This is a genomic window from Microbacterium sp. (genome assembly GCF_031180975.1).
In the GTDB taxonomy this organism is placed as follows: Bacteria; Actinomycetota; Actinomycetes; order Actinomycetales; family Microbacteriaceae; genus Microbacterium.
In genome coordinates this window covers 1-25341 of sequence record NZ_JAPSLI010000012.1, presented here as the reverse complement: position 1 = coordinate 25341, position 25341 = coordinate 1, and the positions used below count along the sequence as shown (strand labels likewise).

At 71.2% G+C, this 25341-nt stretch carries 25 protein-coding genes; 22 read left to right on the top strand and 3 right to left on the bottom strand.

Features of this window, described 5'->3' with window-relative positions; translation table 11 throughout:
• Positions 1-34 precede the first annotated feature (34 nt).
• The 10 genes from RIF65_RS14355 (at position 35) to RIF65_RS14310 (ending at position 10001) form a co-directional block, all read left to right on the top strand.
• Positions 35-922: a branched-chain amino acid ABC transporter permease gene (locus RIF65_RS14355; RefSeq protein ID WP_309067039.1), complete on the top strand. Its 888-nt coding sequence runs from the start codon at positions 35-37 to the stop codon at positions 920-922.
• 1 nt (position 923) lies between these two features.
• Positions 924-2081, top strand: coding sequence for a branched-chain amino acid ABC transporter permease (locus tag RIF65_RS14350; RefSeq protein WP_309067015.1), 1158 nt, complete (start codon positions 924-926; stop codon positions 2079-2081).
• Entirely contained in the window at positions 2078-2989 is a 912-nt protein-coding gene (locus tag RIF65_RS14345; protein ID WP_309067016.1) for an ABC transporter ATP-binding protein, read from the top strand. Before RIF65_RS14350 ends, RIF65_RS14345 begins: the two co-directional genes overlap by 4 nt.
• Entirely contained in the window at positions 2986-3696 is a 711-nt protein-coding gene (locus RIF65_RS14340) for an ABC transporter ATP-binding protein (protein WP_309067017.1), read from the top strand. Before RIF65_RS14345 ends, RIF65_RS14340 begins: the two co-directional genes overlap by 4 nt.
• Positions 3697-3772: 76 nt before the next feature.
• Entirely contained in the window at positions 3773-4933 is a 1161-nt protein-coding gene (locus tag RIF65_RS14335; RefSeq protein WP_309067018.1) for an NAD(P)/FAD-dependent oxidoreductase, read from the top strand.
• A complete protein-coding gene (locus tag RIF65_RS14330) occupies positions 4930-5175 on the top strand; it encodes a (2Fe-2S)-binding protein (protein WP_309067019.1) in 246 nt (81 codons plus the stop codon). Before RIF65_RS14335 ends, RIF65_RS14330 begins: the two co-directional genes overlap by 4 nt.
• Complete coding sequence (locus RIF65_RS14325; RefSeq protein WP_309067020.1) at positions 5172-6581, top strand: FAD-dependent oxidoreductase; 1410 nt, start codon at positions 5172-5174, stop codon at positions 6579-6581. The genes RIF65_RS14330 and RIF65_RS14325 overlap by 4 nt, the downstream gene beginning before the upstream one ends.
• On the top strand, positions 6578-7510 hold the full coding sequence (locus RIF65_RS14320) for a dihydrodipicolinate synthase family protein (protein ID WP_309067021.1): 933 nt from the start codon (positions 6578-6580) through the stop codon (positions 7508-7510). The genes RIF65_RS14325 and RIF65_RS14320 overlap by 4 nt, the downstream gene beginning before the upstream one ends.
• A 1-nt stretch (position 7511) precedes the next feature.
• A complete protein-coding gene (locus tag RIF65_RS14315) occupies positions 7512-8513 on the top strand; it encodes a proline racemase family protein (protein ID WP_309067022.1) in 1002 nt (333 codons plus the stop codon).
• 9 nt (positions 8514-8522) lie between these two features.
• Positions 8523-10001, top strand: a complete 1479-nt coding sequence (locus tag RIF65_RS14310) for an aldehyde dehydrogenase (NADP(+)) (protein ID WP_309067023.1) — start codon at positions 8523-8525, stop codon at positions 9999-10001.
• A 31-nt stretch (positions 10002-10032) separates the two neighbouring features.
• Here the strand turns inward: RIF65_RS14310 and RIF65_RS14305 are convergent, their stop codons facing one another.
• Entirely contained in the window at positions 10033-11016 is a 984-nt protein-coding gene (locus RIF65_RS14305) for a proline racemase family protein (protein ID WP_309067024.1), read from the bottom strand.
• Positions 11017-11054: 38 nt separating this feature from the next.
• Positions 11055-11984, bottom strand: coding sequence for an ornithine cyclodeaminase family protein (locus RIF65_RS14300; RefSeq protein ID WP_309067025.1), 930 nt, complete (start codon positions 11982-11984; stop codon positions 11055-11057).
• A 60-nt stretch (positions 11985-12044) separates the two neighbouring features.
• Between RIF65_RS14300 and RIF65_RS14295 the strand changes: the two genes are divergently transcribed.
• The 8 genes from RIF65_RS14295 to argH all read left to right on the top strand — a co-directional run bounded on the left by RIF65_RS14295 (position 12045) and on the right by argH (position 20814).
• Positions 12045-12782, top strand: coding sequence for a haloacid dehalogenase type II (locus tag RIF65_RS14295; protein ID WP_309067026.1), 738 nt, complete (start codon positions 12045-12047; stop codon positions 12780-12782).
• Positions 12783-13005: 223 nt separating this feature from the next.
• A complete protein-coding gene (gene argC / locus RIF65_RS14290; RefSeq protein WP_309067027.1) occupies positions 13006-14103 on the top strand; it encodes an N-acetyl-gamma-glutamyl-phosphate reductase in 1098 nt (365 codons plus the stop codon).
• Complete coding sequence (argJ, locus tag RIF65_RS14285; protein ID WP_309067028.1) at positions 14100-15257, top strand: bifunctional glutamate N-acetyltransferase/amino-acid acetyltransferase ArgJ; 1158 nt, start codon at positions 14100-14102, stop codon at positions 15255-15257. Before argC ends, argJ begins: the two co-directional genes overlap by 4 nt.
• Positions 15254-16168 carry an acetylglutamate kinase gene (gene argB / locus RIF65_RS14280; RefSeq protein WP_309067029.1) on the top strand — a complete coding sequence of 305 codons (915 nt, stop codon included), beginning with the start codon at positions 15254-15256 and terminating at the stop codon, positions 16166-16168. The genes argJ and argB overlap by 4 nt, the downstream gene beginning before the upstream one ends.
• A complete protein-coding gene (locus RIF65_RS14275) occupies positions 16165-17367 on the top strand; it encodes an acetylornithine transaminase (RefSeq protein ID WP_309067030.1) in 1203 nt (400 codons plus the stop codon). Before argB ends, RIF65_RS14275 begins: the two co-directional genes overlap by 4 nt.
• Entirely contained in the window at positions 17364-18287 is a 924-nt protein-coding gene (argF, locus tag RIF65_RS14270; protein WP_309067031.1) for an ornithine carbamoyltransferase, read from the top strand. Before RIF65_RS14275 ends, argF begins: the two co-directional genes overlap by 4 nt.
• Positions 18266-19387 carry a heparan-alpha-glucosaminide N-acetyltransferase domain-containing protein gene (locus tag RIF65_RS14265; protein ID WP_309067032.1) on the top strand — a complete coding sequence of 374 codons (1122 nt, stop codon included), beginning with the start codon at positions 18266-18268 and terminating at the stop codon, positions 19385-19387. The genes argF and RIF65_RS14265 overlap by 22 nt, the downstream gene beginning before the upstream one ends.
• The gene (gene argH / locus RIF65_RS14260; RefSeq protein ID WP_309067033.1) at positions 19384-20814 is read left to right on the top strand and encodes an argininosuccinate lyase; all 1431 of its coding nucleotides are present in this window, start codon (positions 19384-19386) and stop codon (positions 20812-20814) included. The genes RIF65_RS14265 and argH overlap by 4 nt, the downstream gene beginning before the upstream one ends.
• A 40-nt stretch (positions 20815-20854) precedes the next feature.
• Here argH and RIF65_RS14255 read toward each other — a convergent pair whose 3' ends face one another.
• The gene (locus RIF65_RS14255; RefSeq protein WP_309067034.1) at positions 20855-21439 is read right to left on the bottom strand and encodes a DUF1349 domain-containing protein; all 585 of its coding nucleotides are present in this window, start codon (positions 21437-21439) and stop codon (positions 20855-20857) included.
• Positions 21440-21498: 59 nt separating this feature from the next.
• On the opposite strand from RIF65_RS14255, the gene RIF65_RS14250 reads away from it, so the two are divergent.
• From RIF65_RS14250 to RIF65_RS14235, 4 genes are read left to right on the top strand one after another with little or no spacing between them, the layout of a single operon-like run.
• Positions 21499-22143 carry a SatD family protein gene (locus RIF65_RS14250; RefSeq protein WP_309067035.1) on the top strand — a complete coding sequence of 215 codons (645 nt, stop codon included), beginning with the start codon at positions 21499-21501 and terminating at the stop codon, positions 22141-22143.
• Positions 22140-22874, top strand: a complete 735-nt coding sequence (locus RIF65_RS14245) for a hypothetical protein (RefSeq protein ID WP_309067036.1) — start codon at positions 22140-22142, stop codon at positions 22872-22874. The genes RIF65_RS14250 and RIF65_RS14245 overlap by 4 nt, the downstream gene beginning before the upstream one ends.
• Before the next feature lie 33 nt (positions 22875-22907).
• Positions 22908-24212: a tyrosine--tRNA ligase gene (tyrS, locus tag RIF65_RS14240; RefSeq protein ID WP_309067037.1), complete on the top strand. Its 1305-nt coding sequence runs from the start codon at positions 22908-22910 to the stop codon at positions 24210-24212.
• 17 nt (positions 24213-24229) lie between these two features.
• The gene (locus RIF65_RS14235) at positions 24230-25027 is read left to right on the top strand and encodes a DUF4184 family protein (RefSeq protein ID WP_309067038.1); all 798 of its coding nucleotides are present in this window, start codon (positions 24230-24232) and stop codon (positions 25025-25027) included.
• Positions 25028-25341: the final 314 nt, after the last annotated feature.

Genomic DNA, 25341 nt, shown 5'->3' with positions numbered 1-25341 from the left:
CCGGCGTCCCCCGACGCGAAGGACATCCGCAGTGATGCAACTCATCTGGAACGGGCTGATCGTCGGCTCGTTCTACGCCCTCGTCGCCCTCGGCTACAGCATGGTCTACGGGATCATCAAGCTGCTGAACTTCGCCCACGGCGACATCTATATGCTCGGCGCGTTCGCCGGCTTCGCCACCATGTCGGCCTTCGGCATCTCCAGGGAGTCGTCGATCCCCCTGCTGCTGGTGATCCTGCTGCTGTCGATGGTCACCACCGGCCTCATCGGCGTCGGCATCGAGCGCATCGCCTACCGGCCGCTGCGCAAGAGCCCGCGGCTCGCCGTGCTGATCACCGCGATCGGCGTCTCGTTCACGCTCGAGTACGCCGTGCGGCAGATCTTCGGACCGAACCCCGAGGCGTTCCCCGTGCGTCTCGCGTCCAGCGGGTTCGACTTCGCCGGCATGCGCATCACCGCGTCGCAGATCGTGCTGGTCGTGATCGCCGCGGCGCTCATGCTCGTGCTGGCGCACATCGTGGAGCGCACCAGGCAGGGGCGCGCGATGCGCGCCATCGCGCTGGACCCGCAGGGCGCCCAGCTCATGGGCATCAACGTCAACCGCGTGATCGCGACGGTCTTCTTCATCGGCTCCGCCCTCGCCGGCGCGGCGGGTGTCATGGCCGGCGCGTACTACGGTTCGATCGACTTCCTGATGGGCTTCATCATCGGGTTGAAGGCGTTCACGGCGGCGGTGATCGGCGGCATCGGCAACCTGTACGGCGCCATGCTCGGCGGCCTGCTGCTGGGCCTTCTCGAGTCGTTCGGCTCGCACTGGTTCGGCGGCGAATGGCGCGACGTGTTCTCGTTCGCGTTCCTCATCCTGTTCCTCACCTTCAAACCGACCGGCATCCTCGGTGCCCGCGTCGTCGAGAGGATGTGACATGTCCCGGTCCGCTCCCACCGCAGACACCGCACTGCGCGCGCCGTCCCCGCTGTTCGACCGCCCGGCGTCCGACCGCGGCGTGTTCAGCTCGAACCAGGGCTTCCTCCGCGCGCTCGGCGCGCTGTGCGTCGTGCTCCTGGTCGTGCTTCCCTTCCTGGACGCCTCCCGCTACACGATGTCGATCGCCACCAGCGCGCTGATCTACATCATGCTGTGCATGGGACTGAACGTCGTGGTCGGCTTCGCCGGACTGCTCGACCTCGGGTACATCGCGTTCTTCGCCGTCGGGGCCTACATCTCCGGCATCCTCACCACCGTCTTGGGATGGCCGATGTGGGCGGCGCTGCCCGCCACGATCCTGGCGTGCGTCCTCGCCGGCATCGTGATCGGCGCGCCCACGCTGCGCCTGCGCAGCGACTATCTCGCCATCGTCACGCTCGGGTTCGGTGAGATCATCCGCATCACGGCGAACAACCTCGACATCACCGGAGGCCCGTCCGGCATCCACGGCATCCCGACCTGGACGTTCGGCGACTGGAGCTTCGCCGACGGTTTCGTGCTGTTCGGCCTGGAGTTCCCGCAGCGCGTCGTCTTCTACTACTTCGTCGCCGCTGTCGTCGTGCTGGTCGGCATCATCGGCGCCGGCCGGCTCGCGAAGGGCCGTCTGGGCCGCGCCTGGAAGGCCGTCCGCGACGACGAGGACGCCGCCGAGGCGATGGGCATCAACACCTACGTCGCGAAGATCACCGCCTACATCATCGGCGCGGTCTGGGCGGGAATCGCCGGTCAGCTGATGGCGACGCACCTGTCGGCCATCAGCCCGAACAGCTTCCAGTTCCTGTACTCCGCGCTGATCCTGATGGCCGTCGTGCTCGGCGGCATGGGGTCCACGCCCGGCGTCATCATCGGTGCGCTGTTCGTCTCGCTCGCACCCGAACTGCTGCGCGACTTCTCCGAGTGGCGCTTCCTGATCTTCGGCATCCTGCTGATCGTCGTCATGCTGTTCCGGCCGGCGGGGCTGTGGCCGGCGACCGCGGTGCTGCCGTGGCTGAAGCGCACGCGCCCCGAGCCGCCGCCCACCGCCGGGTTCATGGCGGTGCCGGCGGCCACCGACAACGAGGATCTCGAGCCCGTCGAAGGGGAGGAGGGCCGATGAGCGCGCTGCTGGAGGTCAAGGACCTGCGCCTGCACTTCGGCGGCGTGAAGGCGGTCGATGGCCTGAGCTTCTCCGTCCAGCACGGCGAGATCCTGGCGGTGATCGGCCCGAACGGCGCCGGCAAGACGAGCGCGTTCAACTGCATCTCCGCGTTCTACCTGCCGACATCCGGCTCCGTCGTGTTCGACGGCAAGGACATCGTGCGCGAGGCGCCCCCGATCTGGCGCCGGCTGCGCCTGCTCGACCTGCTGCAGAGCTTCGGCTTCTACCGGGTGCTGCCGTCGCGGGTGACCAAGTGGGGCATGGCGCGCACCTTCCAGAACCTGCGCCTGTTCCGTGAGCTCAGCGTGCTCGACAACGTCAAGACGGCCATGCACGCGACCCTGCGGGAAGGTTTCTGGGCGACGCTGCTGCACACGCCCGGGTACCGGCGCGCGGAGCAGGAGTGCACCGAGCAGGCCAGGGGGTGGCTCGACTTCGTCGGGTTCACCGGGGATGAGAACCTCTACGTCACCCAGCTGCCGTACGGGGAGCAGCGCCGAGTCGAGATCGCCCGCGCGCTGGCCACCGGCCCGAAGCTGCTGCTGCTCGACGAGCCCGCCGCCGGCCTGAACTTCAACGAGAAGCAGATGCTGATGGACCTGATCCGCCGCATCCGCGACCTCGGGGTGTCAGTGGTGCTGATCGAGCACGACATGGGGCTGATCATGGAGCTCGCGGAGCGCATCGTGGTGCTGAACTACGGCAAGGAGATCGCGGTCGGCACACCCGAGCAGATCAAGAACGATCCGGTCGTGATCGAGGCCTATCTGGGCGTCGAGGACGAACCGATCGACGACACCAAGCTGCAGACCGGCACGGTCGATCTGTCCCTGCTGGACAAGACCCGCAAGGAGAAGCGCTCATGAGCACGCTGACCGTCGAAGCGGCGGACGTGTACTACGGACGAGTGCACGCACTGCGCGAGCTGAGCTTCGAGGTGCGCGAGGGCGAGATCGTGTGCCTGCTCGGCAACAACGGCGCCGGCAAGTCCACCACGATGAACATGCTGTCCGGTCTCGTTCGCCCCAAGTCCGGCGTGGTCCGCTGGGGCGACCTGGATCTGACCGTCGCGAAGCCCTGGGACATCGTGGCGGCGGGGCTCATCCACGTACCCGAGGGCCGGCGGATCTTCTCCACCATGACCGTCCACGAGAACCTGCTGCTGGGCGGGTACACCGTCAAGGACCAGAAGGTCATCGCCGAACGGGTCGATCAGGTCTACGCGCTGATGCCCCGGCTCGCCGAACGGCGCAAGCAGCAGGGCGGCACGCTGTCGGGAGGGGAGCAGCAGATGGTCGCCATCGGCCGTGCCCTGATCGGCGGCCCGAAGCTGCTCCTGCTCGACGAGCCGTCAATGGGACTCGCGCCGCTCGTGGTGAAGCAGGTGATGGAGACGATCCAGGCGGTGAACGCGCAGGGCGCCACCGTGCTGCTCGTGGAGCAGAACGCCAGGGCGGCGCTGAAGATCGCCGACCGCGCCTACGTCGTGGAGACCGGCCGCGCGACGCTGTCCGGAACCGCCGCCGAGCTGGCCGCGGACGCCAGGGTGATCGACGCCTACCTGGGCGGCTGAAACGCTCGGCCGTCGACTGGCGTCCGCGCGCCGAATAGAGTAATATGTCACACGGTACTCAAGGAGGGAGCGACGGATGCGCGTAGTCGTCATCGGTGCGGGCGCCGTCGGCTCTGCCTGCGCACTGGCGCTGACCGAGGCCGGCGCCGAGGTGATCGTGCTGGACCGCGTGGGAGTGGCGGGAGAGACGTCCAGTCGCTGTGAAGGCAACATCCTGGTCTCCGACAAGGAGCCCGGCGCTGAGGCGCTGATGGCCATCGAGGCGAACCGCGCCTGGCGCGAGCTGGCGGAGCGCCTCGACGCCGAGCGTGTGCCGGGGCAGCCCGCCACCGAGTTCGAGGCCAAGGGCGGCGTCGTGGTGGCGTTCGACCGCGGAGCTGCCGCGCTGGAGCGCTTCGCCGAGTCGCAGCGCGGCATCGGCATCCGTGCCGACCTTCTCGACGAGCGCGCACTGCGCGCCGCGGAGCCGCACCTGGCCCCCGATGTCGCGCTCGGCGTGCACTACCCCGACGATGCGCAGGTGCAGCCCAGTCTCGCCACGCAGGCGATGCTCGCCCGCGCCCGCCACCTCGGCGCGCAGCTGCGCATCACCGAGGCGGTCGCCGGAGTCGTCGAGGCGGATCGCGTCCGAGGCGTGCAGACGACCGAGGGGCGGATCGACGCGGATGCCGTCGTGAACTGCGCCGGCCCATGGGCGGGCGCCGCCGCGGCGCTGTTCGGCGTCGACCTCGACATCCGTCCCCGCCGCGGGACGATCCTGGTCACCACCCCGATGCCGCAGCGCGTGTTCCACAAGGTGTACGACGCGGACTACGTCAGTGCGGTGGGTTCGGGCGACGCCGCACTGCAGACCTCCACCGTCGTGGAGTCCACCCCGGCAGGGACCGTGCTTATCGGCTCCAGCCGCGAGCGGGTGGGCTTCTCCGAGGACGGGCTGCTCGCGCCGCTCGCCGAGATCGCCGCCAAGGCGACCCGGCTGTTCCCGTTCCTGAGCGACACGATGCTCCTGCGCACCTACTTCGGCTTCCGGCCGTACGCACCCGACCACCTTCCCGCGATCGGCGCCGACGGCCGTGTCGCCGGGCTGTTCCACGCCGCCGGCCACGAGGGGGCGGGCATCGGACTCGCGCCGACCACCGGGGCGCTCATCGCGCACGCTGTGCTCGGCGCACCCGCCCCGCTGGACCCGACACCGTTCCTGCCCACGCGCAGCAGCCTGCAGGGGGTGCCCGCATGAGCGTCCGCATCCGCTTCGACGGTACCGAGATCGCCGGCCGCGACGGTCAGACGATCGCCGGCGTCCTGCTCGCGAACGGGCACCGCACGTGGCGCGACGCCGACGGCTCCGCCCGCGGCATCTTCTGCGGCATCGGCGTATGCCAGGACTGCGTGCTCACCGTGAACGGCGTCGAAGGCGTGCGCGCCTGCCAGCGCACCGCCTGCGACGGAGACGTCATCGAGCGGGAGGTGCGCTCATGAGCGGCACGGCACGGCGGATCGTCGTCATCGGCGCCGGCCCCGCGGGTCTGGCCGCGGCCGCGGCCGCCGCCGGCGCGGGTGCGGACGTGGTGCTGGTCGACGAGGGGGAGCGCGTCGGCGGCCAGTTCTGGCGGCACCACCCCGGCTTCACCGATCCCCGCCTGCAGCACCAGCTCGGCCGGTTCGGCGCCCTCCAGGCCGGCATCGCCGGCGTGCGCGTGCTGTCGTCGGCGAGCGTATGGCGCGTCGAGCATGGCGCGCCCTCGCGGGTGCACCTGCTGATCGGCCCGGCCGACGCGGCCGAGCGGCGCGGGGAGACCCTCGAAGCGGATGCCGTCGTGCTGGCCACCGGTGCGCACGACCGCGTGCTGCCCGTGCCCGGCTGGACCCTCCCCGGAGTGACGTCGGCGGGTGCCGCCCAGGCGCTGGCCAAGCGCGACGGGCTGACCCTCGGCACGCGCACCGTGGTCGCCGGCGCCGGTCCGTTCCTGCTCCCCGTGGCGCAGAGCGTGTCCCTGCTGGGCGGTGAGGTCGCCGAGGTGGTCGAGGCCGCATCGGTCCGCACGCTCGTGACCGGCTGGGGAGCCCGCCCGTGGCAGCTGACCGCCGCGGCCGGCAAGGCCGGCGAGCTCGGGTCCTACCTGGGATCCCTCGCCCGTCACCGCACCCCGTACCGGTTCGGCAGCGCGGTCACCCGCATCCACGGCACGTCGTCGGTCGAGGCGGTCACCGTGCAGCGCATCGACGCCTCCTGGCGACCGGTACCCGGCACCGAGCGCACCGTGGAGTGCGACGCCGTGGCACTCGGTCACGGGTTCACCCCGCGCCTCGAGGCGGCGATCCAGTTCGGATGCCGTATCACGCCCGCGCGCTTCGTGGAGGTCGACTCGCAGCAGCGCACCAGCGTCGCGGGCGTGCACGCCGCCGGCGAGATCACCGGCATCGGCGGCGCCGACGCCGCCCTCGCCGAGGGGGAGATCGCCGGGCTCGCCGCCGCACGAGTCCCCGTCGCCGACCTCCGCTACCGCGCTCCCCTCGCCGCCCGCCGCCGGATGCGCGCCTTCGCCGCACGTCTCGAGGTGCACGGCATCCGGCCCGGCTGGACCGGCTGGCTCGACGCCGACACCATCGTGTGCCGCTGCGAATCGGTGCGCAAGGCGACGATCGACGAGTACGCCGGCGCGTCGTCGCGTGGGATGCGACTCGCGACCCGCGCCGGACTCGGCGCCTGCCAGGGCCGCACCTGCGGCCGCAGCGTCGAGGACATCCTCGGCACCCCGTTCGGCGTGGATCGCCGACCCGTCCTGTCTTCGGTGCGCATCGGTGAACTCGCCGCGCACTGCAGCCCCGCCGCCCTCGAGCCCGAGGTCGCGGCATCCGCTCACCCACCCCAGGAGAAGAGATGACCGAGCAGAACATGGACCTCGGCGGCGTCGTCGTCGCCACCACCCTCGCGTTCAAGGAAGATGCGTCCGCCCCGGCCGGCCTCGCGGTCGACTACGACAAGTTCGGCGAGCACGTCGACTTCCTGATGGCGAACGGGTGCCGCGGCGTCGGCCCGAACGGCTCGCTCGGTGAGTACTCCTCGCTCACCGACGAGGAGCGCCGCAAGGTGATCCAGGTCGCCGTCGAGGCCGTCGACGGGCGCGGCATCGTCATCGCCGGCGTGCACGGCGTCGGCAGCCACCAGGCCCGCCACTGGGCAGAACTCGCCCGCGAGGACGGCGCCGACGGCGTGCTGCTGCTGCCGCCGACCATCTACCGCGCCAACGAGCGCGAGGTCATCGCGCACTACGAGGAGGTCGCGAAGGTCGGCCTTCCGATCATGGCGTACAACAACCCGTTCGACACCAAGGTCGACCTGGTGCCCTCGCTGGTCGCCAAGCTCGCGGAGATCCCCGAGGTCGTCGCCATCAAGGAGTTCTCGGGCGACGTCCGCCGCGTGTACGAGATCAAGGAGCAGTGCGACATCGACATCATCGCCGGTGCTGACGACGTGCTCTTCGAGCTCATGGTCAACGGCGCCGTCGGCTGGTTCGCCGGCTACCCGAACGCGTTCCCGCGCGAGGCGGTCGAGCTGTACAACCTCCTCGCCGACGGCAACTGGCACGAGGCCAAGGCGCTGTACGAGCAGCTCGTCGCCGTCTTCCGCTGGGACTCGCGCACCGAGTTCGTGCAGGCGATCAAGCTGTCCATGGACATCTGCGGCAACTCGTACGGCGGCCCGACCCGCCCGCCGCGCGGTCCGCTGAGCGACGAGCAGCGCGCGCAGGTGACGGCAGACACCGAGCGCGCCCTCGCCGCGATCAAGGCCCGTTCCGCCGCGGTCGCCTGACATGCGCGCGCGCAGGACCATTCAGGCCGTCGACTCCCACACCGAGGGGATGCCGACGCGCGTCGTCACCGGCGGAGTCGGGCGCATCCCCGGCGACACCATGAACGACCGCCGGCTGTACGCGATGGAGCACCTCGACGGTCTGCGCGGGTTCCTCATGAACGAGCCGCGAGGCCACGCCTCCATGTCCGGCGCGCTGCTGCAGCCGCCGGCCAGGGAGGACGCGGACTGGGGGGTCGTGTTCATCGAGGCGTCCGGGTTCCTGCCCATGTGCGGTCACGGCACCATCGGCGTCGCCACGGTGCTGGTGGAGACCGGGATGGTGGAGGTCACCGAGCCCGTCACCGAGATCCGTCTCGACGTCCCGGCCGGCCTCGTCATCGCCCGGGTGCGGGTGGAGGACGGCCGGGCGGTCGATGTGACCATCGAGAACGTCCCCAGCTTCGTGGACCGGCTCGACGAGCGCATCGACGTGCCCGGCATCGGCGAGATCACCTACTCGGTGGCCTTCGGCGGCAACTACTACGCCCTCGTCGATCTCGACGAGGTCGGGCTGCCGTTCGACCGCGCGCGCAAGGATGACATCATCGCCGCGGGACTGCGCATCATGGACGCCATCAACACGCAGGCGCCCCCCGTGCACCCGGTGCTGGAGGGCGCGAACCACGTGCACCACGTCGAGTTCATCGCCCCCGGCTCGGATGCCGTCCGCTCGCGCCACGCGATGGCGATCCACCCCGGCTGGTTCGACCGCTCGCCGTGCGGCACCGGCACCAGCGCCCGGATGGCCGAGCTGCACGCCCGCGGCGAGCTCGCTCTGGACACCCCGTTCGTGAACGAGTCGTTCATCGGCACGGAGTTCACCGGACGTCTGGTGGGCGAGACGACGGTCGGCGACCGTCCGGCCGTGATCCCGACGATCACGGGCCGGGCGTGGGTGACCGGACTGGGCCAGTACATGCTCGACGAGAACGACCCGTTCCCCGAGGGCTTCGTCTTCTAAAGGAGAATCGTGACCGACAACGACAGCAGGATCGACGAGGTTGCGGCAGCCGCGGCAGCCGCGGCCCGCCCGTTCGCCAGGACTACGCCCCGCGACAGGGGTGCGGCACTGGTGGCCGTGGCCGACGCGCTGGAGGCCGCAGGGCCGGAGCTCATCGCCATCGCGATGCGCGAGACCGGCCTGAGCGAGGCGCGCTTGCAGGGGGAGCTGCGCCGCACCGCCTGGCAGCTGCGGCTGTTCGCCGACACGATCGTCGACGGCTCGTACCTCGACGTGCGCATCGACCTCGCCGACCCGGACTACGTGATCGGTCCGCGACCCGACGTGCGCCGCATGCTCGAACCGGTCGGTCCGGTGCTGAACTTCGCCGCGTCCAACTTCCCGTTCGCGTTCTCGGTCGCCGGCGGTGACTCTGCGGCCGCGCTCGCCGCCGGGTGCCCGCTGGTGGTGAAGGCGCACTCCGGGCATCCGGAGCTGTCGCGTCGCACCGCGGAGATCGTGACCGGTGCGCTGCGCGACGCAGGGATGCCGGATGGCGTCTTCCAGCTCATCGAGGGGCAGCAGAACGGCGTCGCGCTGCTGAAGGACGAGCGCATCCGCGCCGGCGCGTTCACCGGGTCCACGCACGTCGGTCGGATGCTGGCGGACATCGCGGCATCCCGCCCGGTGCCGATCCCGTTCTACGGCGAGCTCGGCAGCGTCAACCCGGTGTACGCGACCTATGCGGACGCCGCCCTCCTGGACGGCTTCGTGACCTCGGTGTCCGGCTCGGCCGGTCAGCTGTGCACGAAGCCGGGCTTCCTGTTCGTCCCGGAGGGATCCGACCTCGGCTCCGTCACCGCCTCGGCGTCCGCGGTCGCCGAGCACCGTCTGCTGAACCCGGGCATCGGCCGCGGGTTCACCCAGCGGCGTGAGGACGTGCTCGCCGCCGACGGCGTCACCGTCCTCGCCGAGGGGGAGGTGCGCACCGACGACGCGGGGCAGACGTACGCGACGCCCACCGTCGTGACCGTGGACGTCGACACGCTGCTGCGGAACCGCGAGGCGCTGCTGGAGGAGTCGTTCGGGCCGCTGTCGGTCGTCGTGCGCTACCCGGACGCCGCGGCGCTGCCGGCGCTGCACACCGAACTGTTCCCCGGGAACCTCACCTCGACCGTGCACGCGCGGCCGGAGGAGCTCGCGGACGGATCGCTCGCCGACCTCGTGGACGCGCTGGCGCAGACCAGCGGTCGAGTGCTGTTCGGCGGGTGGCCGACCGGCGTGTCGGTGACGCCGGCGATGCAGCACGGCGGACCGTACCCGGCGACCACGAGTGACGCGACCAGCGTGGGCACGGCGGCGATCACCCGCTTCCTGCGCGGCGTGGCGTACCAGGGGGCTCCGCAGGAGCTCCTGCCGGAGCCGCTGCGCGACGACAACCCGTGGAACGTGCCGCAGCGCCGCAGCGAGCCCGGCCTCTCCATGTCCTGGGGCTCGTTCGCCCGCTGACCCCGCATGCCGGCGGGATGTCCCCGGCGGCTCAGCGCAGGCTGAAGCCGTCGGGGAGCGGGTCGCCCTCGTCCAGTTCGAACGACAACGCGCCCACGCGGAACGCCTGTCCGCTCACCTCGGGGATCACGCCCGCCTCCGTGCGCGCCGTGACTCTCGCCAGGAAGCGCGTGTCGACGATCGAGTCGTGCGTGAGGACCTCCCCGTCGGCGAGTTCGCCGGTGGCGGCCAGCAGCGCGACCCGCGCCGCGGTGCCGGAGCCGCACGGGCTGCGATCCACCTCGCCGTCGGCGAAGACGGTCACGTTGCGCTGCCACGGACCCGTGTCGGTGCGGCCGAGGTCATCGAACAGGATCGTGCCGTAGACCCCGGAGAGGCGGTCGTCGTCCAGTTGCGCGGCGGGGTGCTCGTCGAGGGCCCATTTGATCTCGCGGCCGATCGCGATCAGGTCGGTGGTGCGCTCGGGAGCCACCGTCAGGCCGACCGCCGCGGCTGGGAGCGTGGCGTACACGGCACCGCCGAAGACCAGGTCCACGTCGACCTCTCCGCGCGATGTCGTCAGGCGGATGCCGCGCTGCAGCACCCGCGACTCGACGTTGCGGAACACGATCTCGTCGATCCGGCCCGCTGTGCGACGGACCAGCGCCTGCACGCGTCCGCTCGGCACGTCGATCGTCACCGCGGTCTCGCCGTCCTCGACGGCGGCGACCCGTCCGGTGCGCACCGCCCAGGCGCCCAGCGCGATCGTGCCGTGCCCGCAGGCGGTGGAGAAGCCGTCCTTGTGCCAGAACAGCACGCCGAAGTCCGCGCCGTCGTCATCCGGGGGAGTGATGAACCCGCCGTACATGTCGTCGTGCCCGCGGGGCTCCAGGCACAGGAAGCGCCGGACGGCGTCCGCCTCGCCCGTGATCGCCTCGACCCGGCGTTCGGCGACGGTGGCGCCGTGCGTCGGCACGCCCTCGACGATGCGGAACGGCTCCCCGGCGGTGTGCCAGTCCTCGGTGCTCCAGCGCATGCGGGTCCTCTCAGCTCGTGCTGCGGTGCGGTTGCGCGTCACACGGCGCGGCGTGCGACGACGAGGTCCTGCCAGCCCATGCCGCAGGTCTTGACGACGCGGGGCCGGTCGGTGGCCGGGGCGATCGCCCCGGTTAACAGGTCGTGCATGGTGACGAGGTCGTCGGCGCGCAGCATCCCCGCCCGCACCGCCCCGATCACGTCGCCGGCCTCGGCGGCGGCGACGCGCCTGCTCTCCACGACCACCTGCGCACGGCCCAGCAGCTCCGGAGGCAGTTCGGCGCGGTCGGGCTCGTGCGAGCCGATCGCCACGACCGTGGCGTCGTCGCGGACAGCATCCGCGGCGAACAGGGGAGCGGCCGCGGTCGTCGCGCACACGATCAGGTCGGCCGCCCGCACGTCGTCGACCGTGCCGGGGCGGATGTCGGCGTCCGGTGCGTAGCGTCGGGCCGCGTCTGCGGCGGATGCCGTGCGTCCGGCATCACGCCCGACGAGACGCACCGAACGCAACGACCGGATCGCGGCGAACGCCTCGACGTGCCGGACCGCCTGCGGGCCGGTGCCGAACACGACGAGGTCGCCCGCTTCGGGCCCCGCGAGCACGTCGGCGCACGCGGCGGACACCGCAGGGGTGCGCAGGCTCGTCAGCGCCGTGCCGTCCAGCAGCGCGGTCGGGGTCAGCGTCTCTCCGTCCATGAGAATGTAGACCGCCTGAATGCGCTCCAGCCCGCGCGCGGGGTTGCCCGGTGCGACGCTCGCGAACTTCTGGCCGACCGCGCCGCCGGCCGCAGCGGGCATCAGCAGCAGCTGCCCGCCGGGGATGTCGGCGATCGTGCGGGGGAGGTCGTCCTCGGGGTCGAATCCGTTGCGGAGCGTGGTCTGGAGCGCCTCGATGGCGGATGCCATGCTCACCCGCTCGGCGATGAGGCGGGCGTCGACGAGGGCGAGATCGGCGATGACGTCGGACATGCCCTCACTATAGGGGAGTAGTGTGTCACGCAGTAGCCACGCACCCTCCAGGAGATGACGATGACGCTCGACCTGACCGCGTACAGCGCCCTCAGCTTCGACTGCTACGGCACGCTGATCGACTGGGAGGCGGGCATCGCGGCGATCCTCGGGCCGTGGGGGCGCCGGCACGACCCGTCGCTCACCGACGAGGACGTCCTGGTCGCCTACGCCGAGCACGAAGCCGCGGTCGAGCGCGAGGAGCCGGCCACCCGCTATCCCGACGTGCTGCGGGAGGCCTTCCGCCGCACCGGCGGCACGCTCGGCTTCCCGGTGACCGACCAGGACGCCGACGCGCTCGCCGCGTCCGTGCCCGACTGGCCGGCGTTCCCGGACTCCGCCGACGCGCTCAACCGGCTCAAGCGGCATTACCGGCTCATCATCCTCTCCAACGTCGACCGGGTAGGCTTCGCCGGCAGCAATCGGCGGCTCCAGGTCGAGTTCGACGAGATCCTCACCGCGCAGGACATCGGTTCGTACAAGCCGAATCCGGCGAACTTCACGGCACTCCTCGACCGGGCCGAGCAGATCGGAGCCGCCGGCCGGCTGCTGCACGTCGCGCAGTCGCTGTTCCACGACCACGTCCCCGCCCAGGCCGCCGGACTGCCGACCGTGTGGATCAACCGCCGGCACGCGCAGCCGGGGTGGGGTGCGACGCCGGACCCGGGCGTGAGCGTCACCCCCGATCTCGAGTTCCTCAGCATGGCCGCCTTCGCCGACGCCGTCGACGCCGCCTTCGCGACGGCCGGCGACGGCTGATTTGCGGATGCCGCACCGCGGGCGCTATCGTCGCGGCATGCCTCCGGCCGCGACCTTCCGCCTCACGCTCGTTCCGAGCGTCGCAGTCGCGCGCCGACGTCGTGGCGGCCGCCGAATCTAGGCGACCCCGCCCTCCCGCGCCGCGCTGTCGGCGGGGTGAGCCGGGTCGCCGCCCCTCGGCCCGCGCCCGTAACGGGCGACCCCCGACCGTTAAGGTGGAACCATGACGTACACCGTCGCCGTCTCCGGCGCATCCGGCTATGCGGGAGGCGAGATCCTGCGGCTTCTCGCCGCGCATCCCGACATCGAGATCCGAACCGTCACCGCGCACTCCAACGCCGGTCAGTCGCTGTCGGATCACCAGCCGCACCTGCGCTCCCTGGCGCATCTCACCCTGCAGGACACCACGCCCGAGATCCTCGCCGGGCACGACATCGTGTTCCTTGCGCTGCCGCACGGCCAGTCCGGGCAATACACCGACGCACTCGGCGACGTCCCGCTCGTCATCGACGCCGGGGCCGACCACCGGCTCACCTCGCAGGACGCCTGGGACGCCTTCTACGGCGGGCACTTCCACGAGCCGTGGACCTACGGCGTGCCCGAACTGCTGGTCGGCGACGGCAAGCAGCGCGATCGTCTCCGCGGCGCGACTCGCATCGCCGCCCCCGGCTGCAACGCGTCCACCGTCAGCCTGAGCCTCGCGCCCGGCGTGGCGGCAGGCGTGATCGACCCGTCCGACATCGTCACCGTCCTCGCCGTCGGTCCGTCCGGCGCGGGGAAGAGCCTCAAACCGCACCTGCTCGGCAGCGAGATCCTGGGCAGCGCCAACCCGTACGCGGTCGGCGGCACGCACCGGCACATCCCGGAGATCCGTCAGGCGCTGGAGGCAGCGCGGGGCCCTTCGAAAGGCTCAGGGACCCACACCGACTCCGCATCAACGACCGGGAAAGGAGACGGCATCCGCATCTCCTTCACCCCGATCATCGTGCCGATGGCGAGGGGCATCCTCGCGACGTCGAGCGCGCCGATCGCCGACGGCGCCACCGACGCCGAGATCCGGGACGCCTGGCAGAGCGCGTACGGCGACGAGACGTTCGTGCAGCTGCTTCCGGAGGGGCGGTTCCCCCGCACCGCCGACGTCCTCGGTGCGAACACCGCGCTGATGGGTCTCGCCGTGGACCGCGCCGCAGGCCGGGTCACCGTCGTCACCGCGGTCGACAACCTCGTCAAAGGCACCGCCGGGGCGGCCGTCCAGTCCATGAACATCGCGCTCGGTCTGCCCGAGGACCGCGCCCTCACCGTGAACGGAGTGGCACCGTGACCGTCACCGCCCCTCAGGGATTCGAAGCCGCCGGAGTCGCCGCCGGCCTGAAGTCGACCGGCAAGCCCGACGTCGCCGTGGTCGTCAACCGCGGACCGCGCAAGGTCGGCGCCGCGGTGTTCACCACGAACCGCGCCAAGGCCAACCCGATCCTGTGGTCGCAGCAGGCCATCGCCGACCGGGTCGTCGAGGCGGTCGTGCTCAACTCCGGCGGTGCGAACTGCTTCACCGGCGCGTTCGGCTTCCAGACCACGCACCTCACCGCCGAGAAGGCGGCCGAGCTGCTCGACGTGAGCGCCGGGGACGTCCTGGTGTGCTCCACCGGGCTCATCGGCACCGGCGACGAGACGTTCCGATCCCGGGTGCTGGACGGCGTCACACAGGGGGTCGCCGCACTCAGCGCCGACGGCGGACAGGCCGCGGCGGAGGCGATCATGACCACCGACACCGTGCCGAAGACCGCCGTGATCGCCCGCGACGGGTGGACGATCGGCGGCATGGCCAAGGGGGCGGGCATGCTCGCGCCTGGCCTTGCCACGATGCTCGTCGTCATCACCACGGATGCCGACCTGGAGGCCATCGAGGCGGATGCCGCGCTGCGGCGCGCCACCCACGTCAGCTTCGACCGCCTCGACTCCGACGGCTGCATGTCCACCAACGACCAGGTCACCCTGCTCGCCAACGCGGCGAGCGGCGTGAAGCCGGACCTGGAGGACTTCACGGCGGCGCTCACCGAGCTGTGCCGCGAGCTGGCGGCGAAACTGCAGCAGGACGCGGAGGGCGCCAGCCACGACATCACCATCGAGGTGGTCGGCGCCGCCACCGAGGACGAGGCCGTCGAAGTGGGGCGCTCGGTCGCCCGGAACAACCTGTTCAAGGCGGCCGTGTTCGGCAACGACCCGAACTGGGGACGGGTGCTCGCCGCGATCGGCACCACCGGCGCCCAGTTCGACCCGTACGACGTCGACGTGTCGATGAACGGCGTGCGCGTGTGCACCGCGGGGGGCCCGGACCGTCCCCGCGAAGAGGTCGATCTCACTCCGCGCGCCCTGCACCTGCTCATCGACCTGAAGACCGGCGACGCGACAGCGACGATCCTCACCAACGACCTCACCCACGACTACGTCCACGAGAACAGCGCCTACTCCTCATGACAGACCTGCAAGACACCGCCCCCGAGGAGGCCGCCGTCAAGGCGGGCACCCTCATCGAGTCGCTGCCCTGGCTGAAGAAGTTCCGCGACCAGATCGTGGTGGTCAAGTACGGCGGCAACGCCATGATCAGCGACGAGCTGCAGGAGGCGTTCGCGCAGGACATCGCCTACCTGCGCTACGTGGGCGTGCAGCCCGTCGTGGTGCACGGCGGCGGCCCGCAGATCTCCAGCATGCTCGACCGGCTCGCCATCCCCAGCGAGTTCAAGGGCGGCTACCGCGTCACCTCCACCGAGGCGATCAGCGTGGTCCGGATGGTGCTCACCGGGCACATCAACCCCACCCTGGTGGCGAAGATCAACTCGCACGGACCGATCGCCACGGGCCTGAGCGGCGAGGACGCCGGCCTGTTCGGCGGACGCCGCCGCGGGATCGTCGTGGACGGCGAGGAGGTCGACCTGGGCCGCGTCGGGGACGTGGTGCAGGTCGATCCGACGCCCGTGCTCGACCACCTCTCGTCCGGTCGCATCCCGGTGGTGTCGTCGATCGCGCCCGATCTCGACCACCCCGGGCAGTCGCTGAACGTGAACGCCGACGCCGCGGCATCCGCTCTCGCCGTCGCCCTCAAGGCGCGCAAGCTCGTCATCCTCACCGACGTGCCGGGGCTGTACGCCGACTGGCCGCACCGCGACTCGCTGGTCTCGCACATCACGTCCGGGGACCTCACCCGCATGCTCCCCGGGCTGGAATCCGGGATGATCCCGAAGATGCGCGCCTGCCTGGATGCCGTCGAGGGCGGCGTGGACGCGGCCGCCATCATCGACGGACGGGTGCCGCACTCGGTGCTCGTCGAACTGTTCACCAGCAAGGGCATCGGCACCGAGGTCGTCGCCGGGGCGGAGACGGGCGCATGAACTGGCAGGACGACGCCGGACGCGACCTGATGTCGCTGGGCGGGCGGCTCGCGCTGCTCACGCGCGGGAAGGGGTCGTGGGTGTGGGATGCCGAGGGCAACCGCTACCTGGACTTCCTCGGCGGCATCGCGGTGAACTGCCTCGGCCACGCGCATCCCGTGTTCGTCGACGCGGTGTCGCGGCAGGCGGCCACGCTCGCGCACGTGTCGAACTACTTCGCCAGCCCGCAGCAGTTGGAGCTGGCGGCCCGGCTGAAGCGACTCGCCGGCACCGGCGAGCAGGGGCGGGTGTTCCTCGCGAACTCCGGCGCCGAGGCGAACGAGATGGCGATCAAGCTCGCCCGCCTGCACGGCAACAGCACGAACCGCTCCACGATCCTCGTGGTCGAAGGCGGGTTCCACGGCCGGACCATGGGCACGCTCTCGTTGACCCCGAAGCCCGCCTACCGTGACCCGTTCGAACCGGTGCTGCCCGGCGTGCGGATCATCCAGCGCAGCATCGAGAGTCTGGAGGCCGGCTTCGATGAGACGGTGTCCGCCCTGATCGTGGAACCCATCCAAGGCGAGGCGGGCGTCGTCGAGCTGCCGGACGGCTTCCTCGCCCGCGCCCGCGATCTGGCCACGCAGCACGACGCGCTGCTGATCCTCGACGAGGTGCAGACCGGGTCGGGCCGCACCGGCGAGTGGTTCGCCTTCCAGCGCGAGGGTGTGGTGCCGGATGCCGTGACGCTGGCGAAGAGCATCGGCGCCGGTTTCCCGCTCGGCGCGCTGATCACCTTCGGCGCCGCCAGCGAACTCTTCTACCCCGGGACGCACAACTCCACGTTCGGTGGCAATCCGCTCGCGAGCGCGGTCGCCAATGCCGTGCTCGGGCACATCGAGGAGAACGGCCTGCTGCAGAACGTCACCGCCCGGGGCGCCGAGCTGCGCGCGCGCGTCGCCGATCTTCCGCTCGTCGCGGACACCCGAGGCGCGGGCCTGCTGATCGGCATCCGCCTGACCGCGCCGGTGGCCGCCGAGGTGCGCGCCGCCGCCCACGACCGCGGCCTCATCGTCAACGCACCCACCGACGACGTCATCCGCATCGCCCCCGCGTACACGATCGGCGACGCCGAGGTGTCCGAGTTCCTCACCCTGTTCGGCGCGGCGCTCGCCGCCGTCGCCGAGACCGCCCACGCCCCCTTGGAGACCCAGAAGTGACCCGCCACCTGCTGCGAGACGACGACCTGACCCCGGCCGAGCAGGCCGAGATCCTCGACCTCGCCCTGGAGCTGAAGAAGGACCGCTGGGCGAACAAGGCCCTCGCCGGCCCGCAGACCGTCGCCGTTATCTTCGACAAGTCCTCCACCCGCACCAGGGTGTCGTTCGCGGTGGGCATCGCCGACCTGGGCGGCTCGCCGCTGATCATCTCGACGGCGAACAGCCAGCTCGGCGGCAAGGAGACCCCGTCCGACACGGCGCGGGTGCTGGAGCGCCAGGTGGCCGCGATCGTGTGGCGCACCTACGCCCAGTCCGGGCTGGAGGAGATGGCCGAGGGCACCCGGGTGCCGGTCATCAACGCGCTGTCGGACGACTTCCACCCCTGCCAGCTGCTGGCCGACCTGCTCACGATCCGCGAGCACAAGGGCGAGCTGAGGGGCCTGACACTGACGTTCTTCGGCGACGGTCGCAGCAACATGGCGCACTCGTACGTGCTGGCCGGAGTGACCGCCGGCATGCACGTGCGGATCGCGTCGCCCACGGCGTACGCGCCGCGCCCCGATGTCGTGGAGGCCGCCGAGCGCCGCGCAGCGGAGACCGGGGGTTCCCTCACCCTGCTCACCGATCCGCGCGAAGCCGCGGAAGGCGCCGACGTGATCGTCACGGACACGTGGGTGTCGATGGGCAAGGAGGAGGAGAAGGCCACCCGTCTGCGGGAGCTCGGCGGCTACAAGGTCACCGCCGAGCTCATGGGGCTCGCCGATGCGGAGGCGATCTTCATCCACTGCCTGCCCGCCGACCGCGGGTACGAGGTGGACTCCGACGTCATCGACGGGCCGCAGAGCGTGGTGTGGGACGAGGCGGAGAACCGCCTGCACGCGCAGAAGGCCCTGCTGGTGTGGCTGCTCGAGAAGAGCTGACCGGAACTCCGGCGGCGTTCGCCGCTCGGCTGGCCAGACTGAACGGACCGGACCGGGTCGGCGGCGTCGACCTGGCCCGCGGGCTGGCCGTGATCGGCATGTTCGCCGCACACCTGCTCGTCACCGCCGAGCAGTGGGTGTGGACAGACCCCGCCACCTGGTCGGCGATCGTGGACGGCCGCTCTTCCATTCTGTTCGCCACTCTCGCCGGCGTGTCGATCGGGCTGGTCACCGGTGGCCCGCGTCCGCTGCCGGGGCCCGCCCTGAATCGCGCCCGCGGACGTCTCGCGGCGCGAGCCGGACTGCTGTGGATGCTGGGGATCCTGCTCATCCTCACCGGGGTGCCGGTGTACGTGATCCTGCCGGCGTACGGCATCCTGTTCCTGCTCGCCCTGCCGTTCCTGCGGCTGGGCGCCGGCGTGCTGCTGGCGCTCGCCGCGGCACTCGCCCTGATCATGCCGCTCCTGCAACCGATGCTTGCCGACCTGCCGCTGTGGCAGGCGCAGTACGGCGCTGAGCTGTCCGACCTGCTCGGCTGGCACTATCCGTTCCCGGCGTGGATGGCGTTCCTGCTCGCCGGTCTCGGCGTGGCGCGCGCCGGCGTCACCGCGCGCGCGGTGCAGCTGCGGATGCTGATCGCCGGGGCCGCACTCGCGACGCTCGGCTACGGGCTCGCGCTCGTGCCGCCCGACCCGTCATCGGAGTACCTGCAGCGAGTGTGGCAGGCGGAGCCGCACTCCACCGGGCTGCTGGAGGTGATCGGCAGCGGCGGCTTCGCGATCGCCGTGATCGGCGGCTGCCTGCTGCTCTGCCGCAACCGGATGCTGCGGATGATCGTGCTGCCGCTGCGCGCGACAGGCGCGATGCCGCTGACCGCGTACACCGTGCAGCTGGTGGTCTGGGCGGCGATCGCCGTCGCCGTCGCCGGGGACGCCGGCGACCTGCAGGCGTTCCGCGACCTCGAGCCGTTCTGGCCGCTCACGGTGTGGACGATCGCGGGGTGCACGGTGTGGGCGCTGCTGATCGGGCGCGGACCCCTGGAGTGGCTGGTCGACCGCGCCGCAAGGCTCGCGGTCCGATCCCATAGGCTGGACGGATGAGTGAGGCGAAGCACGACGGCACCAACGAGGGCGCACTGTGGGGTGCGCGGTTCGCGAGCGGGCCGTCGCCAGAGCTGGCGGAGCTGAGCCGCTCCACGCACTTCGACTGGGTGCTCGCCCCGTACGACATCGCAGGATCCCACGCTCACGCCACCGCGCTGGAGGCGGCCGGGTACCTGCAGCCCGACGAGGCCCATCGCATGCACGAGGGTCTCGACGCGCTCGCGGCCCGCATCGCGGACGGCACCCTCCGCCCCGACCCGGGCGACGAGGACGTGCACGGCGCGCTCGAGAAGGCCCTGATCGCGGAGGTCGGCGCCGACCTGGGCGGGCGCCTGCGCGCCGGGCGCAGCCGCAACGACCAGATCGCGACGCTCGTGCGGATGTACCTCATCGACCACGCCAGGGTCATCGCCCGCGACCTGCTGCGCGTCATCGACGCGCTCGTCGCGCAGGCGGAGGCGCACCCGTCCGCGATCCTTCCCGGCCGCACGCACCTGCAGCACGCGCAGCCGGTGCTGCTCGCGCACCATCTGCAGGCGCACGCCTGGCCGCTGGTGCGCGAGATCGAGCGGCTGGTCGACTGGCGCCGGCGTGCCGGGGTCTCGCCGTACGGCGGGGGAGCGCTCGCCGGCTCCACGCTCGGCCTCGACCCGGCGCTCGTCGCCCGCGAGCTGGGCCTGGACCGCCCCGCGGAGAACTCGCTGGACGGCACGTCGTCCCGTGACGTGGTGGCCGAGTTCGCGTTCATCGCCGCGATGACCGGCATCGACCTGTCCCGCCTGAGCGAGGAGATCATCCTCTGGAACACGCGCGAGTTCGGTTTCGTCACCCTCGACGACGCCTACTCCACCGGCTCGAGCATCATGCCGCAGAAGAAGAACCCCGACATCGCGGAACTGACCCGCGGCAAGTCCGGGCGCCTGATCGGCAACCTGTCCGGCCTGCTCGCCACCCTCAAGGGCCTTCCCCTGGCGTACAACCGCGACCTGCAGGAGGACAAGGAGCCCGTCTTCGACTCCGTCCAGACCCTCGAAGTGGTGCTGCCCGCTTTCGCCGGCATGATCGCCACGCTGCGGTTCGACACCGAGCGGATGGCGTCTCTGGCTCCGCAGGGGTTCTCGCTGGCGACCGACGTCGCCGAGTGGCTGGTCAAGCGGCGCGTGCCGTTCCGCGACGCCCACGAGATCTCCGGTGCGCTGGTCCGCGCCTGCGAGGAGCGCGGGATCGGACTCGAGGACGCCGACGACGCGCTGCTGCGCTCCGTATCGGAGCACCTCGACCCCGAGGTGCGGGAGGTGCTGTCGATCGAGGGATCCGTCGCGTCGCGTTCCGGCGCCGGCGGCACGGCGCCTGAGCGGGTGGCCGAGCAGCGCGCCGAGCTCGTCGCGAGGGCGCAGGCTGCCGCGCACGCTCTCGGACTCTGAGCCGCCTGCGACTCTGAGCCGCCTGCGACGCTGAGCCGCGTCAGTGCAGGGCGTCGTCCGCGGCGCCGCGTCGCCAGCGCGTGAACGATACCTCCAGGCCCTCCCGCGTGGGTGCGGCGAGGAACGGGCCGGCGGACGCCGCGGCATCCGCCTCGAACGGGGCGACCCGCACCAGCCGCCACGGTTCCGCACCCGCCCTGGCGCGCACGATCACGGCATCCGGCCAGCGGCTGATCCGCACGGTGATCTCCGCATTCCGCCACTCGTCGACGAAACCCACCGACCAGTCCGATCGGCGATCGGTGACCACGGCGCCGAGCCCGAGGTGCCCGTCCGCGAATTCGACGCCCGCCTTCACCCAGCGTTCGGCGTCGACGTGCACGTACACGCCGGCCTGATCGAACTGACCCTGCCACGGTGCGGTGAAGGAGACCTCCATCGCCTCGCCCACAGCCAGTGGCGCGACGAGCGCGTGCGCGTCGTCGTGCACGAACCCGTAGGCGGTGTGTCGCCATGCGTCACTGCCCTCCGCCGCCGTGGCACGCAGGATGCCGTCGTCCAGTGCGACGTGCGGGGGAGCGGTGGTCCAGTGGCCGTCCTGCCAGGGGATGCTCTGATCGGTCATGATTCTGAAATATTCCTGTTTCTGGAATGTACTAAGATTATTAGTGATATGGTTATGCCATGGTGATCGCCGTCATCGCCGACATCGTCGGCTCCCGCAGACTCGAGGATCGCGCCGACGCCCAGCGCGTCCTCGACGAGGCCATCGCGCGCGTGGAACGCGATCGCCCCCTCGCCACCCGGCCGCTGACGCCCACAGTAGGGGACGAGCAGCAGGGGACGTACCCGGGGCTCGGCGCGGCGCTCACCTCGCTGCTCATGCTGCAGCTCGCCCTTCCGGACGGCATCGGGTTCCGGTTCGGCGTCGGGATCGGCGAGATCCGACCCATCGAATCCGCCTCCGGACCGCTCACCGACGGGCCGGGCTGGTGGGCAGCGCGGAAGGCGATCGACACCGTGCATGCGCGCGAGCGCGGCAGCGCGCCGAACGCGCGCACCTGGATCGTCGGTGCCCCGGGGCAGGATGAGGTCATGGACAGCACCGTGGCCACCGCGAACGCCTATCTGCTTCTGCGCGACGAACTGGTCGGGTCGATGAGCGAGCGCGAGCGCCGCCTGGCCTACGGCCGGGTGATCGGGACGTCGCAGCAGGAGCTCGCCGACCGCGAGGGGATCACCCAGCCCGCGGTGTCCAAGGCGCTCCGCCGCAGCGGCGCGGTCGCGATCCTGCAGGGTCTCGCCGAGCTGACGGGAGACGCCGCGTGATCGTCGCCGGATTCCTGTTGTTCGCGATCGGTGCCGCCGACCTGGTGCGGCAGTTCGTGCCGCGGCGCTGGGGCGGGTACCTGGCGATCCTCGTCGTGCTGCTCATCCTGGGCGGCGCGGCCGATGCACTGGCGCCCATGATCGTCGCGCCCGTACTGGGCGCGCTGTGGCTGTGGAGCATGCCCGAGAGCCGTGACGCCCGATGGAGCTTCTGGCCGGCGGTCGCCCTCGCGTTCGTGTGCATCGTCGCGGTGCTGTGGATCGGGGACCGCGGCACGGTCGGGATCGTCGGCGAGGTCTGGCAGCTGAAGACACCCTTCGGCGCCGTCTCGTTCGACCTCGCCATGCTCGTGCTCGGCGTGCTGGTGTTCCTGCTGGAGTCGTCGAACCTCGTGGTCCGCGCGGCGCTGACGGGGGAGCACGCGTGGCAGCCCGCGGATGCAGGAATCGCCGCACCACCGGCATCCGACCCGCCGACCATGCGAGGCGGGTTCAAGGGCGGGCGCCTGATCGGGCCGCTCGAGCGCGTGATCGTCTTCATGCTCACGCTCACGGCCGCCTACCCGGTGCTCGCCGCCATGCTCGCGGCGAAGGGCATCGTGCGCTTTCCGGAGATCTCCAAGGACGGCGAGAGCGGCGGTCGCGCCGAGTACTTCCTCGTGGGCAGTCTGGTGAGCTGGGTGATCGGGCTGGGGGCGGCGTTCCTGGTGTGGTGGTGCGCCCACGTGTGAGGGGCGCTCGGCGCCGCTGATAGCCTGGAACGCGTGTCGAATCCCGCTCTGACGACAGCGCCCGTGGCGCTCGATCCCACGTTCGAGAACGTGTGGGACGAGCTCGTGTGGCGCGGCCTCGTCCACGTGTCCACCGATCAGGAGGCGCTGCGCGCCCTTCTCGGCGGGGATCCGATCACGTATTACTGCGGATTCGACCCGACCGCACCCAGCCTGCACCTCGGCAACCTCGTGCAGCTGCTCACGCTGCGTCGCATCCAGCTCGCCGGGCACAAGCCGCTCGGACTGGTCGGCGGGTCCACCGGTCTGATCGGAGATCCCCGGCCCACGGCCGAGCGCACCCTGAACACGCGCGAGACCGTGGAGGAGTGGGTCGGCCGGCTGCGTGCCCAGGTCGAGCGCTTCCTCAGCTTCGAGGGCGACAACGCCGCGCGCATCGTCAACAACCTGGACTGGACGGCGCCGCTGAGCGCGATCGACTTCCTCCGCGAGATCGGCAAGCACTACCGCGTCGGCACGATGCTGAAGAAGGATGCCGTCGCCGCCCGCCTCAACTCCGACGCCGGGATCAGCTACACCGAGTTCAGCTACCAGATCCTGCAGGGCATGGATTTCCTGGAGCTGTACCGCCAGTACGGCTGCGTGTTGCAGACCGGCGGCAGCGACCAGTGGGGCAACCTCACCAGCGGCACCGACCTGATCCACCGTGTCGAGGGGGTCTCCGCACACGCGATCGGCACGCCGCTGATCACCAACAGCGACGGCACCAAGTTCGGCAAGAGCGAGGGCAACGCGATCTGGCTCGACGCCGAGATGTGCAGCCCGTACCGGATGTACCAGTTCTGGCTGAACACCGACGATGCCGACGTGATCGCGCGGCTGAAGGTGTTCACGTTCCTGACCCGCGCCGAGATCGAGGAGTACGAGAAGCTCGTCGCGACCGAGCCGTTCCGCCGCGCGGCGCAGAAGCGCCTCGCACTCGAGGTGTGCACGACCGTGCACGGCGCGGATGCCACGGCAGCCGCGATCGCGGCATCCGAGGCGCTGTTCGGGCAGGGCGACCTGTCGGCGCTCGACGCGGCGACCCTGCGATCGGCGCTGGACGAGCTGCCGAACGCGACCGTCGCCGCCGGCACGCCGGTCGCCGAGGCGCTGGTGGCCACCGGACTGGTGTCCAGCCTGTCCGAGGCGCGCCGCGCGATCGCACAGGGCGGCGTCTCGCTCGACGGGCAGCGGGTGGAGAGCGATGACGTCGCGGTGCACGGCACGCTGCCCGGTGGGGTGTCGGTGCTGCGCCGCGGGAAGAAGACGCTCGCCGGAGTGCTCATCGGCGGTTGAGTCGCCGCGCACCCGTCATGCCGTTCACCCCGAGCCACGCCGTCGTGGCACTGCCGTTCGTCCGCACGCCCCTGGTGCCGGCCGCGATCGCGATCGGTGCGATGACGCCGGACCTGCCGCTGTATCTGCGCGGCCTCGGCCCGTCCTACGGGTTCACGCACGCGCCGGCCAACCTCGTGTGGACCACGCTCATCGCCGCGGCGCTGCTGCTGATCTGGCGGGCGGTGCTGCGCCCCGCCTCCGTGGAACTGCTGCCGGCTGTGGTTGCGGGGCGGCTTCCCGCCGAGTGGCGGATGCGGGGGAGGGATGCCGTCGCCGCGACGTTCCTGCCCCGCGGGCGGTGGACGTATCCACTGCTCGTGGTGCTGTCGCTCGCGCTCGGGGTGCTGTCCCACATCGTGTGGGACCTGTTCACGCACGACGGGCGATGGGGCGTCGAGGCTGTGCCGCTCCTCGCTGACCAGTGGGGGCCGATGCCCGGCTATCGGTGGCTGCAGCACGTCTCGAGCGCGGCCGGCCTGTTGATCGTCGCGGTGTTCGCGTTGCTCTGGCTGCGTCGACGCCCGGTCGTCGCGGTCGTTCGTCGCGCGCCGACGTGGCTGCGTGTGGCCTGGTGGGTCTCGCTGCCCGCCGTTCTCGCGGCCGCCTGGCTGGTCGGGCTGGCCGCATACGGACCGCTGACCGCGGAGTTCACCGCGCAGCACCTCGCCTACCGTGTGCTCCCCGCCGCCAGCGGGCTGTGGGGCGCCGCAACCCTGGTTCTGTGCGCTGGCCTGGCCTTCACTGATCGCGACACGCCCGGGGTGAGGCCGTGATTTGCCGGGTCCGCGGGATCCGCGTAATGTTTTACCTGTTCGCCCCAAAGGGTTGAGCGAGAGGCCGGAAGGTCACCAGCTCCCCTCAAGCAGCGGACCACACCTCCTCTTCTTCCACTCACGGTTTCGCGGGTGTAAGATGGAGGTTCCGGCTCCGGCCCGGCTGCTTTGACAGCCCCGGATCCGCCGGATAAGATTGTGAAGTTGCCCTGAGCGTCCTGCCTTGGTTGGTGGGTGTTCGGGTGCGTCCGATCCTTGAGAACTCAACAGCGTGCACTTGTCAAATGCCAAATTATCCTCGTCCGGTCTTTGGA